Genomic DNA, 11,963 nt, shown 5'->3' with positions numbered 1-11,963 from the left:
ATTAAAGCCCTATATATTTTTTAAAATTCGTTACATCTAAATTTGTTATAGATATAATTTCAATACGCTTACCACAAAGACCATTCAACTTATGCTTATTTTTAATTAGTTCATTTGACCACTTCTCATCCCAATTGCCATCTAAATAAATCGTTGAGCATGGAATAATATTAAAATCGTTAACGGATGAAAAAATATTATTCTCAAAATTTCTTTGTATTTGCTTGATCTTATCTCTTACACTTTTTTTTGTTCTAACACTAATTTGATTAGCATGACTAAAAGCATTTATCCATGGATTTCCTAAACCTTTAGCACTCGTACCTGATAAATATTTTTCCAAATCAGTATATGATTCCTTTATTTTTGAAATATGTGATATTGATTTTGTATCAAATCTACCAGACTTACTCTCCATTAAATATATTTCATTATTTTTAGTGTAAACACCATCAAACCCTTTTTTTACACTATTCTCTTCAAGATTAAAAAAAAGACAATCTTGTTTGTATTTCATACTATTTAAATACAAATGCAAAAAAAATTCTGCTATAGAACCGTGAATTTTTTTTTCATCTTTACCTTTTAAAAAGCTGACCATTCTTTTTTTTACTTCATCACAACTACTATCAGATTTTCCCTCACATATTTTCACAATACTTTTGTCTATTTTTTCTAGAAATTTTTGATCAAAATTTTCAATATGTAAAATACTTAACTCAATGTTATGCGCTAGAATTTCTTTCTTAAATATTTTCATACATTGATTCTCATACTAATAATTAAAAATGTATAAAAAATTGAATTAAATTTCAACAATTTGTTTTAAGCATTCACTTACTGTCTAAATCTCTACATTTCTTTTTCTCAATTTCACCAAAATTACAAAATTATCAATAAAATACAATTACTTAAACAATTTATCTCATCAGTAGTATGCTGTCTACCATCACACTCAATGACGAGGCTCGCTGCGTAGCAATAAAAATTCCCGATAAAATTAAGAATTGGATTTTGTCTATAAAACTGTAATCCTAAAATTTGCTTACGACGTAATATTTGCCATAGCTACTGTATCGGTCATATTGCTACATCAATCACGCGATGGAAGTTTTAAATGCTTGTTATAAGGTTGTCTTACGACATTCTTATTTTTAAATATTCTTTTAAGAGTCTTGGCATAATATCTGCCAGAGAATAACAATGCACGAAACATCATCATGAACACAACACAACTTTTTCTCGGCGTAATCTTTAGCTCCATTGGGCTCGGCTATTTTCTTTATGGTAAAAAGCAAAAAATGACTGTGCCTTTTACTGTGGGTTTAGTTTTAATGATTTTCCCGTATTTTATTGAAAGTAATGTCTTGCTTAGTGGCATTGGTACTCTACTATCCGTTATTCCCTATTTTTTACGCTTTTAGTGTCATTTCTTAAAGGATCTGAATTTCCTCAACTCTTAAGTGATGCATCATTTCTCGAACAAATACAAAGTAGGTAAAAATATAAAGCTGATCTGGAGCCACTTGGTTTGTGTAGTAGCTTAAACGCTCTATAAAATCATTGAATCCATGCTCAAGCTCAATACGACTGATTTTCTTTTTTGCACTAAAAAATAACTCGCTAAGTTGTGTCATGACTGCATCAGACGTAACAGCTACACCACTTATCTTTAGATTTCTGAGTGGTTGTGACTCGATGATTTCTTCAATAAAATAAATCATCTTTTCGATAGCAAGTTCATCAATAACGTCATGACGAATACTGTTCGAATCAACAAAACCCAAGCCCTGTTCGAGTTGAATGTGCTGGTTGTCTAAATCAAATGACAAGCCATTAAGACCAAGCGAAAACTTTAAAACCGAGTCGGGATGATTCATAAAAATAGCTTACCGTTGAATTTTACTAATCGAGTTATTTTGTTCATAGCCTTAAGCTGTGTGAGTTTGTTTAATACTTAGTATTAACTACTCGATTATTATTAACACTATATATAATAAAAACCTCTTTAAAAAGATGAAAAATCAATCTTATATTCATCCAATTCCACGATTAAAAAATAGAGTATAAACATGAAAAAATTAGTAATTTTAAGTTTCACAGTCTGTAGCTTTGCACAACTTACAAATGCAGCCACATTAAATGTAAAACCCTATGGCACGACTCAAGACGGTCAAAAAGTTGATCTATATACCATGAGCAATAACAAAGGAGTCTCAGTTTCTTTTATTAGTTATGGGGGCGTAATTACACAAATTTTGACTCCCGATGCACAAGGTAAACAAAATAATATCGTTTTGGGCTTCGATGACCTAAAAGGCTATGAAGTCACTGATACCAAGGAAGGCATTCATTTTGGTGGATTGATTGGTCGTTATGCAAACCGTATTGGCAACGCTAAATTTAGCTTAGATGGAAAAACATATAATCTTGAAAAAAATAATGGACCGAATTCGTTACATAGTGGTAATCCGGGTTTTGATAAACGTGTTTGGCAAGTTAAGCCCCTCGTTTCCAAAGGTGAAACCGTTAAAGCTTCGCTTAAGTTAACCAGTCCAAATGGTGATCAAGGTTTTCCCGGAAAATTAGATGTGGAAGTAATTTACAGTCTTTCAGATCAAAATGAATTCAAAATTGAATATAAAGCCAAAACTGATCAACCGACAGTCGTCAATCTCACGAATCACAGTTATTTCAACTTGTCAGGTGCTGGCAACAACCCTTATGGTGTGCTCGATCATGTGGTACAACTCAATGCAGACCGTGTATTGGTAACCGATCAAAACTCTTTACCAACAGGTGAAATTGCTTCAGTTGCAGGTACGCCTTTTGACTTTCGGAAGCCTAAAGCAATTGTGAAAGATATTCGAGCGAATCATCAGCAATTGGCCTATGGATATGGTTATGACCAAACTTGGGTACTTAATCAAAAGTCTCAAGGAAAGTTAAATCTTGCAGCTCATGTTTTTGACCCAAAATCTAAACGGACACTGCAAGTCTTAACCACTGAACCAAGCGTTCAAATGTATACAGCCAATCATTTACTAGGGAATGTTGCTGGTGCAAATGGCGTACTCTATCGACAAGCAGATGCGTTAGCATTAGAAACACAACATTTTCCAGATAGTCCGAATCAACCATCTTTCCCTTCTACACGTTTGAACCCAAATCAAACTTATAACAGTGTCACCGTATTTAAGTTTGGTATTCAAAAATAGTCTTTTGAATTGACACTATATTTATCTAAAAAAGACTCTCAGCTGAATATAACTGAGAGTCTTTTCATTTATTTAACTTTTGTGTTGGGTAAAAATGCGGTGGCAAATCCAAGTAATGGTAAGAATGAACATAAACCAAATACCCATTCAATGCCGTTAATATCTGCTAAATGCCCTAGCCCAGCTGCGGCAATACCACTTACCCCAAACATAAGACCAAACATTAAGCCTGCAATCATGCCGACACGTCCCGGAACAGCTTCTTGCGCATACACTACCATCGCTGCAAAGGCCGATGACAATACCAAACCTGCAATAATTGAGAAAACTGTTGTCCAGAATAAGTTTGCATACGGCATCATTAATGCGAACGGCGCCATACCAACAAATGAAACCCAGATCACCGCTTTACGGCCAATTTTGTCACCAATTGGGCCACCTGCAAATGTACCTAAAGCAACGGCTGCCAAGAATGCAAACAAATGCAACTGAGCGGTCTGAATACTGATATGGAACTTTTGAATTAAGTAAAAGGTAAAGTAGTTACTAATGCTGGCAATGTAGGTAAATTTGGCAAACATCAATAAACTAATTGTGCTCAAGGCAATAATCAGCTTACGACCATGCAATTTAGTATGTGCTTGGGTAGCACGTGCAACCACCTGACTTTTTGCATGACTTACCGTCCAACGGCTTACACCAAATAAAACCCAAATTGCCAAAAGTGCAAATATCACCAAACCCGCAACTGCATGCTGTCCAAATGGAACAATCAATAATGCTGCTAATAATGGGCCAATGGCAGTACCTGTGTTTCCGCCCACTTGGAAAGTCGACTGTGCCGTACCAAAGCGCCCACCCGATGCCATACGCGCCACACGCGAAGCTTCTGGGTGAAAGGTGGCAGACCCTACCCCAATCAGTGCAGATGCACATAACAACACAGCAAAACTTGGTGAAAATGCCAACAAAATAATGCCGCAGAATGTGACCATCATGCCGAGAGGGAGAAGATATGGTTTTGGATGTTTATCGGTATACAGTCCAATCCAAGGCTGAAGCAGTGAACCCGTTATTTGATATACAAACGAAATCAGGCCAACCTCCGCAAAACTCAGCGAAAAGTTTGCTTTTAGCATTGGATAGATGGCTGGTAGCACCGCTTGAATTAAATCATTCAGTAAATGTGCGACTGCCACGGCGCCTACAATTTTAATAATCATTCCTTGAGGCTGATCATTTGCAACGGTATTGGCAATACCATCTTTCAATTGTATTGAAGACGTCATACCTGAATAACTCCAATATTTTTAAATGAGATGCTTATTGTAAATTGTCGCTTATAAAGTTATCTTCCAATAATCATCGTATAAGTGACAATTTTTAGGATAGTTTATGTCCGATTCTCTTATTCAGTCTGATTTGTCTGAACTTGTGATTGGGCTATCTTCTGAGCATGCTTACCGAGAAATCACGCCTACCCATACACATACACGTGCGCAGTTTTTATATGCGTCCACTGGCAACATTCAGGTGTTTACACCTAATCATGTGTGGATTGTGCCGCCCATGTGTGCATTATGGATTCCTGCCCATGTAGAGCACAGCGTGATTTCACTGAGTCACGTAAAGTTAAATACGGCGTTGGTTGAAGTAAATGCAGCCGCTCTAATGGGACAAGATTGTTTTATTATTCGGGTAAGCAATCTGTTGCATGAGCTTTTGATTCGTTTAAATGAAATTGAGCGAGAAGACACGCCAAATACAGCGACATCTCATGAACTTTCCCGTTCTTTACAAATTTTGATTTTTGAAGAAATTCATCGTGCCAATTTATTGCCTATTCAGATTCCTTGGCCGAAAGACAAACGGTTATTAAAAATTTGCCAAGAGCTATTACATACTCCTGACCATTCAAAAGATTTGACAGATTGGGCTGATGAAATTGGTGCGAGTTCCAGAACTCTAATGCGTATGTTCCAAAAAGAAACTGGGCTGTCGTATCGGGCATGGTTGCAACAAATGCATATTGCACTCGCCTTGAGTAAAATCGCAAATAGTGAATCTATTGCTCAAATTTCAGAGTCACTGGGGTACACAAACCCCAGCGCGTTCAGTGCGATGTTTAAGCGACACCTAGGAAAAACACCTCAGCAGTTTAGAAGTGCCGCGATGTCGCTATAAGTCTTTTTTTTAGTACGGATCTCATGCTTTTCGAGCAAATCATCAAAATCGTGGTAGACATGAAGCTCACGATCTTTCGCTGTTCTGGCATGATCTAATCGTTGTTCAGGGTCAACTAGAACAAGCGTATGTCCATCATCAATCAGACGATCAACACCTTCTAAGAACATACGTTTACCCACATCGTGGATAAGTGAAATCTGAGTTAAATCAATAACAATTGTGCTTTGGTCAATGGTCTCATCTTGCAAAATACGCAATAACATTTCAGCTTCAGTAAATTTCAATACGCCACGAAGCACATACACACTTAATGATGCGTCTTTTCCTGTGCGATAATGACTTTGTACAATGGTTTGTGCAGAAGGTGTACCTTCCATGAGATGTAATCCCATGTCACGAGATAATCGCTCTAAAATATCGATACCTCGAATACTATGCCCATGCTCATCTAAACGAGGTGAAAAAGCAGCAATACTGACCTGACCCGGCAGCACACCTAAAATACCGCCTGCTACACCACTCTTAGCAGGAATACCTACAGTCGACAGCCAGTCACCTGCGGCATCATACATACCACAGCTCATCATGACACTGAGCACTTGTCTAACCACAGACCGGTTTAATAAGCGCTTTCCAGTTTTAGGGTCGACCCCACCATTGGCAAGTACACTGCCCATACGTACCAAGTCTTTAACTGTAACCATGATCGCACATTGGCGAATATAGCCATTCACAATATCTACAGGGTCAGTTTCCAAAATTCCGACAGTTCGCAACATATAACCGATCGAAAGATTACGGTAGGCTGTTTTGACTTCCGAATCATAAACAGACTCATCAAAACTTAATTCGCGGCCTGCAAGCTCGCTCATAAAACGACGTAGAATTTCTGCGCTATGTAAACCATGCTTGACCTGAATCAAGGAATGTACAGTAATTGCGCCAGAGTTAATCATCGGGTTTTTCGGGCGTCCGTCTTTACCTAATGAAATTTCATTGAAGGCTTCCCCCGATGGCTCTACCCCTACTTTCGTAAGTACTGCATCAATGCCAAGTTGTTGTAAAACATAGGCATATACAAAAGGTTTAGAAATCGACTGTATGGTGAATTCGACATCATCATCACCAACCGAATAAATTTCGCCATCTACCGTAGACATTGCTAAAGCTAATCGATCTGGGTTTGCATTTGCCAACTCAGGAATATAATCGGCGAGATGACCACTGTTGTCGATGTCACAGGCTTCTATAACATTTGCCAAATATTCTGGGAGAGGGGTTTTCATGGTCAGTAACCTTAAATGAGGAGATTCACAACATCGCGCAAAATTTCAGCACAACCTGCTGATAATATTAAAATTATATCTTTTGTAATGATTTAAATATCACGCTACAAGTATTGTAATTGCTATGTCTTATTCATTTCAAGCTCATTATAGATTTTTCAAAACTTTAAACTGAAGATTAGCTTATTCTTTCTACAAATAAGATTCCATTTAAATGATCGACTTCATGTTGAACAATGCGAGCTGGAAAACCATGAAAAATTGTTTCAACAGCCTCCCCCTTAAGCGTTAAGTATTTGACCTTGACCATTTCTGCACGCTCAACTTGTCCACGCTCATCTGGCACACTTAAACAACCTTCTTCACCCAAAAGCGTTTCACTCGAAAATTCTAAAATTTCAGGATTTACCATCACCACAGCATCCATTTCAGGTGCATCGGGATAACGTGGATTTGGACGAGATGCCACAATAATGACGCGTTTAGAGATATAAACTTGCGGTGCAGCAATCCCCACCCCATTGCGTTCAAGCATGGTTGCTTGCATAGCAGCAGAAAGCTGATAAAGCCAATCACTGTTTAACTCATTTGCCGAGACAGGAGCTGCAATCAGTTTCAAAATATCTTCACCACGCTTTGCGACTGGTAAAACTACACTCATCCTTTGAATCTCTCATTAAGCTCGATATGACAAGTTTTATTGTGTCGCTGAATAGCCCAAAAGAAAAGTCATTCCTACATCTGTTTTTGTTTCATCTAATGCATTTTTTGTTTTAAAGCCTTTTTATTTGAGTAATGAAAATCTAACCTTCTTGATAGAACAAATTTCCTCCATTTACTTTTACTTCACTTTTCCATTAATATCCAAACTTCAATTACAACAATTAAGTAAAAAAATGGATCAGGACTTAACTTTGCAGGATGCGAACTATCTTAATAAAGAAGATAAACGAACGCTGGCCCTTTCTTCATTGGGTGGCGCTTTAGAGTTTTATGATTTTGTGATTTATGTGTTTTACGCAAAAATCATTTCCGACCTGTTTTTCCCCAGCACACTCAGCCCATTTTGGGCCATGCTTAACACTTACGGCATTTTCGCAGCAGGTTACTTTTTTAGGCCTTTGGGTGGGGTGGTGATGGCTCATTTTGGTGATCTGGTCGGGCGCAAAAAACTATTTTCGCTTTCTATTTTGCTGATGGCACTGCCTACCCTGTTTATCGGGATTTTGCCTACCTTTGAAAATATTGGGTATTTGGCACCGCTACTTTTATTGCTTATGCGAGTGGTACAAGGGATTGCGATTGGGGGTGAAATTCCAGCCGCATGGACCTTTGTGTCTGAACATGTACCTGAAAGAAAAATCGGACTGGCAAATGGTTTACTCACTGCCGGACTGTCTCTAGGAATTTTACTAGGTGCGCTCATGTCTCTATGGATTTCACTGAATTTTAGTGAAGGACAAATCCATGACTGGGCATGGCGTATTCCTTTCATTGCAGGTGGTATTTTTGGTCTGGTTGCACTTTATTTACGGACTTATTTAAAAGAAACACCTGTGTTTAAAGCCATGCAGGCTCGTAAAGAAATTTCAAAAGAAATGCCAGTCAAGCAAGTGTTAAAAACGCATAAAACAGCCGTTGCGATTGGTATGTTATTTACGTGGTTTTTAACTGGCTGTGTGGTGGTGGTGATTTTAGCCATGCCGAATTTATTGATTGGTTCATTTGGCTTTGAGCGCGCACAGACTTTTGAAATGCAAAGTGCCGCCATTATCATGCAAATGGTCGGTTGTATTTTAGCAGGCTATTTTGCTGACCGTTTTGGCTGTGGCAAAGTGATGATGGTCGGTGCACTTGCAGTAGCACTCACAGCAGCAGTTTTTTATAACAGTTTGGGGCACGCGACACATTCAACCATTTTTGGTTTATATATGTTGTTGGGTCTATGCTCTGGTACAGTCGGCATGGTGTCGAGCAGTATGGTTAAAATGTTCCCCGCGCCTGTGCGTTTCTCGGGCATTTCATTTTCTTATAATTTGTCTTATGCGATTGTTGGCGGTATGACACTGCCTCTCGTTCATTGGCTCAGTCAATATAGTGATATTGGTGCGATGTATTATATTTTCGCGCTCACCATTTTGGCCTTTGTAACTGCCTTTGTGTTTTGGAATAAGTTCGAAAAAAACAGGTATTAAACGCTTTAACTTATTAAATAAAAAACCACGCCGATTGCGTGGTTTTTTAATGCTGCTTACTTTAGAAAGTAAAGCCGATATTAAAGTTAATACGGTATAGCCATTTATCGCTGTTTGGCGAGGTTGCAGAGGTATAACCCGTTGAGTTTGTAGAGCCACCAATAATGTTGGAGTTTTTCCCCCACGTATAATCTGCCCAAACCATAAATGGTGAAGCAATAAACATCATACCTGTGGTATTCATTTGCGAATCTGACCAATCATCGCGTTTTTTATCGAGGTAACTATAGTCATTATAAAACTTAATGGCTTTTAGCTTACCCATATTGGTGACAGGCAAAGTATAGGCAAGGTTTAAACTGGCAATCGTCCCTTCCGAAGCAATAAAATAAGCAGGTGTAAGCCCGTTCGCGCCCATTAAAGTCATGTCATTATTTACACCATCCGGATTTTTCGCATCGTATTGATAGTGAATGACTGAACTTTGTAAATTAAAGCGTTTGTAGTTGTTTTCAGTGTGCAAACCGACTGCATAATATTTGCCGTCTTTATCGGTAATATCATTATGCAACTGAGCAATTGCACCCGATACACCGAACTCTTGCTTACCGAAATCAGTTTCTAACTTGCGCACAATACGGGTATTCACCTGATTGCGTTTTTCATTTTGATAGGCTTTTTGAGATGGAAATGCATTTCCTGCCAAGTCATCATAAGTTGCACTTTCAGGTGAATAACGTAAGTTGGTCTCTAACATTTGTGGGTAATAACCGAGTTTTACATCCCAGTCTTTGTCGTGATAATTCCAGTTAAGTCCCGGTGCAATATTATTGCCATAACCTAAAAAGAATGGAATGTGGTAAGTCCAACCATTTTGCGGATAGGGATAAATCGTAAAAGGTTTATAAACCAAACCTGCTTCAATGCTGTTATTGGCATTTAAGTTATAACCCACATAGGCTTTTTCAATGGCAGTTTTCTGTTGATCTTGAAACAGATAGCTGGCATTGATGTAGGCATCATCAAACTTACCTTTCAGATCAACCCTGAACACGTCGAAATAGAGCTTACCAAAACCACGGTTTGGTCCTTCCCAATCTTCGTAACGTTGATTTAACCGAACCACCCCACCCAACTTTAATGACTCAGTTCCATCATCACTTTTCCACTCAAGTAATGAATCTTTTGCAAAAGCATTGACGCTTACCCCCAGCGTAAACGGTGCAATGAATGCCATGATCAATGAAGTCTTTTTCATCTCTACATCCTTTATTGAGTTCCAGCGTCCTGCTGGAACTTTATTTGTTTTACCTGTAAAACTTAGTTTTTATTGTTTTTTAGACAAAAAAATTTATCTAAAAAAAGGATGGCTTAGCAGCTCCCATCGCATATGTACTAAACCATCCAAACTGGTTAATACAGTTTCTTTTGCGGTGGACCCGCGAAGTTTAATGGTCCAATCGAGTTCATATCGAGTTCAATCACGGTTGGTCCTTCAAAAGCGACAGCCTCTTGAATAACCGTTTTAAACTCTTCTGCACTGCCAACTTTCCAGCTCTTCACACCCATTGATTCGCCAAGAAGTTTGTAGTCAGGTGTATGTAATTCATTGAAATACTGACGACCACCAAAGTAGTTATTTTGAATGCCACGCATTACGCCATAACCACCGTCATTCATAATCATTAGGACCATATTGGTGTTTTCTTGCACCATGGTTGCAATCTCACCAATACCAAGCATTAAGCCGCCATCACCGACTAAACCAATTACTTTTTTGTCAGGGTTAGCAACCGAAGCGCCGATTGCTGTTGCAAGGCCTAAACCAATTGCACCCGCAAGTGAGTGGATGTTTTGGTTTGGTGCTTGTACAGGGAATAAACGGCTACCCCATGTGCTACCCGACATGGTGATGTCACGTACAAAAATACCGTCTTGCGGTAAAGCTGCACGCAAGTGATCACAAATTAATGCGTACTGATCGATTTGTTTACGAAGTGCATCAATTGCAGCCTGTTTAGCCGTTACTACAGCAGCATCGTAATCGGCATCGATTTTTGAAGTTCCTTTAAGCTGTTCTAACACACGTGTTAAGACATCTTTGGCATCACCACAAATGAAGTTGCGGACTTTGTAATTACGTTGCTGAGCCACTGGGTTGGCATCTACCTGAATAATATTTTCAGGGAACTCAACCGAATAGGTTTTAGTTTCATTACTACGTAAACGAGAACCCACCACAACCATTAAGTCAGCATCTTTTAATAACTGCTCAACACCTGCTGAGTTATGGAAAGCACCCAAACTACGTGGGTGGTCATCCGATAACACACCTCGGCCATGCGTAGACGACACTACCGGAATACCTAAATCTGCAATTGCTTTAACTTCGGCAACGCTATTTAAAGTTCCACCGCCAATCCAGAAAATCGGGCGTTTTGCTTTTTTGATTTCACTGACAAGAAGGTCAATTTCAGCTTGCTCTGCCTGTGGTAACCCAAGTGCTTTGACTGGCCCAAGATTAAGTGGCAAATCAATTTCTGCTGCCTGTACATCAATAGGTAGCTCAACACTTACCGGTCCCATTGGAACTGTAGTTGCTACACGAATGGCTTCACGAATCACGCCAACAGCATTGTCTGGACTGGTAATACGGAACGCTGCTTTGCTTGATGCACGCAAGAATGTAAGTTGGTCTTTAGTTTCATGGATGAAACTTGCATCACGGTCAAGATATTCACGCTCAACTTGACCCGTTAAATGCAATACAGGGCTACCCGCATTCATTGCTTCAATCAGTGACCCCACCGCATTACCTGCACCAGCACCTGTACTGGTCAGCGCAACACCTAAGCCTTTAAAGCGTGAGTGTGCATCTGCCATGGTGACTGCGCCCGCTTCACCACGGGCTGCGACAAAGCGCATTTTTTCACGGCGCCCAACTGCATCGGCAATCGGTAAATTGTGGATGGAAATAACACCATAAATACTATCAACTTGGTGCGCTTCTAAAACTCTTGCGATTGCTTCGCCTACATTTACACGTTCAGTCATGTCTTTTCCTCAAAATTTGTTTT

General features: G+C 39.1%; 11 protein-coding genes and 1 pseudogene. 4 read left to right on the top strand and 8 right to left on the bottom strand.

The window, feature by feature from the left end:
• Window position 1: 1 nt before the first annotated feature.
• The gene (locus AC056_RS09930; RefSeq protein ID WP_077163531.1) at window positions 2-760 is read right to left on the bottom strand and encodes a hypothetical protein; all 759 of its coding nucleotides are present in this window, start codon (window positions 758-760) and stop codon (window positions 2-4) included.
• A 164-nt stretch (window positions 761-924) separates the two neighbouring features.
• Window positions 925-1,084 (bottom strand): annotated as a pseudogene (locus tag AC056_RS19870) (endonuclease domain-containing protein); the annotation flags it as partial.
• Between the two features lie 136 nt (window positions 1,085-1,220).
• Between AC056_RS19870 and AC056_RS09920 the strand changes: the two are divergent.
• On the top strand, window positions 1,221-1,424 hold the full coding sequence (locus tag AC056_RS09920; protein WP_077163530.1) for an amino acid transport protein: 204 nt from the start codon (window positions 1,221-1,223) through the stop codon (window positions 1,422-1,424).
• A gap of 9 nt (window positions 1,425-1,433) precedes the next feature.
• Here AC056_RS09920 and AC056_RS09915 read toward each other — a convergent pair whose 3' ends face one another.
• The gene (locus tag AC056_RS09915; RefSeq protein ID WP_077163529.1) at window positions 1,434-1,880 is read right to left on the bottom strand and encodes a hypothetical protein; all 447 of its coding nucleotides are present in this window, start codon (window positions 1,878-1,880) and stop codon (window positions 1,434-1,436) included.
• A gap of 192 nt (window positions 1,881-2,072) precedes the next feature.
• Between AC056_RS09915 and AC056_RS09905 the strand changes: the two genes are divergently transcribed.
• Complete coding sequence (locus tag AC056_RS09905; protein WP_077163528.1) at window positions 2,073-3,218, top strand: aldose epimerase family protein; 1,146 nt, start codon at window positions 2,073-2,075, stop codon at window positions 3,216-3,218.
• 68 nt (window positions 3,219-3,286) lie between these two features.
• On the opposite strand, the gene AC056_RS09900 is transcribed toward AC056_RS09905, so the two are convergent.
• The gene (locus AC056_RS09900; RefSeq protein ID WP_077163527.1) at window positions 3,287-4,507 is read right to left on the bottom strand and encodes an MFS transporter; all 1,221 of its coding nucleotides are present in this window, start codon (window positions 4,505-4,507) and stop codon (window positions 3,287-3,289) included.
• A 106-nt stretch (window positions 4,508-4,613) separates the two neighbouring features.
• Here AC056_RS09900 and AC056_RS09895 point away from each other — a divergent pair, with 106 nt between their 5' ends.
• Window positions 4,614-5,402 carry an AraC family transcriptional regulator gene (locus tag AC056_RS09895; RefSeq protein WP_077163526.1) on the top strand — a complete coding sequence of 263 codons (789 nt, stop codon included), beginning with the start codon at window positions 4,614-4,616 and terminating at the stop codon, window positions 5,400-5,402.
• Here the strand turns inward: AC056_RS09895 and AC056_RS09890 are convergent.
• A complete protein-coding gene (locus AC056_RS09890; RefSeq protein WP_019456963.1) occupies window positions 5,369-6,691 on the bottom strand; it encodes a glutaminase in 1,323 nt (440 codons plus the stop codon). The genes AC056_RS09895 and AC056_RS09890 overlap by 34 nt on opposite strands.
• A gap of 178 nt (window positions 6,692-6,869) precedes the next feature.
• Window positions 6,870-7,352, bottom strand: a complete 483-nt coding sequence (gene def / locus AC056_RS09885; protein WP_077163525.1) for a peptide deformylase — start codon at window positions 7,350-7,352, stop codon at window positions 6,870-6,872.
• Window positions 7,353-7,587: 235 nt separating this feature from the next.
• On the opposite strand from def, the gene AC056_RS09880 reads away from it, so the two are divergent.
• Window positions 7,588-8,886 carry an MFS transporter gene (locus tag AC056_RS09880; protein ID WP_077163524.1) on the top strand — a complete coding sequence of 433 codons (1,299 nt, stop codon included), beginning with the start codon at window positions 7,588-7,590 and terminating at the stop codon, window positions 8,884-8,886.
• Between the two features lie 61 nt (window positions 8,887-8,947).
• Here AC056_RS09880 and AC056_RS09870 read toward each other — a convergent pair whose 3' ends face one another.
• Together AC056_RS09870 and AC056_RS09865 are read right to left on the bottom strand one after the other, a co-directional pair.
• The gene (locus AC056_RS09870; protein WP_213033484.1) at window positions 8,948-10,144 is read right to left on the bottom strand and encodes a hypothetical protein; all 1,197 of its coding nucleotides are present in this window, start codon (window positions 10,142-10,144) and stop codon (window positions 8,948-8,950) included.
• A 155-nt stretch (window positions 10,145-10,299) separates the two neighbouring features.
• Window positions 10,300-11,940 carry a thiamine pyrophosphate-binding protein gene (locus AC056_RS09865; RefSeq protein ID WP_077163523.1) on the bottom strand — a complete coding sequence of 547 codons (1,641 nt, stop codon included), beginning with the start codon at window positions 11,938-11,940 and terminating at the stop codon, window positions 10,300-10,302.
• Window positions 11,941-11,963 lie beyond the last annotated feature (23 nt).

It is taken from the genome of Acinetobacter genomosp. 33YU (assembly GCF_001990725.1).
GTDB classification, from domain to species: domain Bacteria; phylum Pseudomonadota; class Gammaproteobacteria; order Pseudomonadales; family Moraxellaceae; genus Acinetobacter; species Acinetobacter seifertii.
Note: the sequence above shows the minus strand (reverse complement) of the source record. Positions and strands in the feature narration are given on the sequence as shown.

Coding starts and splice junctions, on each gene's coding strand:
- AC056_RS09930 (WP_077163531.1), bottom strand. CDS start 760: ATGAAAATATTTAAGAAAGAAATTCTAGCGCATAACATTGAGTTAAGT.
- AC056_RS09920 (WP_077163530.1), top strand. CDS start 1,221: ATGAACACAACACAACTTTTTCTCGGCGTAATCTTTAGCTCCATTGGG.
- AC056_RS09915 (WP_077163529.1), bottom strand. CDS start 1,880: ATGAATCATCCCGACTCGGTTTTAAAGTTTTCGCTTGGTCTTAATGGC.
- AC056_RS09905 (WP_077163528.1), top strand. CDS start 2,073: ATGAAAAAATTAGTAATTTTAAGTTTCACAGTCTGTAGCTTTGCACAA.
- AC056_RS09900 (WP_077163527.1), bottom strand. CDS start 4,507: ATGACGTCTTCAATACAATTGAAAGATGGTATTGCCAATACCGTTGCA.
- AC056_RS09895 (WP_077163526.1), top strand. CDS start 4,614: ATGTCCGATTCTCTTATTCAGTCTGATTTGTCTGAACTTGTGATTGGG.
- AC056_RS09890 (WP_019456963.1), bottom strand. CDS start 6,691: ATGAAAACCCCTCTCCCAGAATATTTGGCAAATGTTATAGAAGCCTGT.
- def (WP_077163525.1), bottom strand. CDS start 7,352: ATGAGTGTAGTTTTACCAGTCGCAAAGCGTGGTGAAGATATTTTGAAA.
- AC056_RS09880 (WP_077163524.1), top strand. CDS start 7,588: ATGGATCAGGACTTAACTTTGCAGGATGCGAACTATCTTAATAAAGAA.
- AC056_RS09870 (WP_213033484.1), bottom strand. CDS start 10,144: ATGAAAAAGACTTCATTGATCATGGCATTCATTGCACCGTTTACGCTG.
- AC056_RS09865 (WP_077163523.1), bottom strand. CDS start 11,940: ATGACTGAACGTGTAAATGTAGGCGAAGCAATCGCAAGAGTTTTAGAA.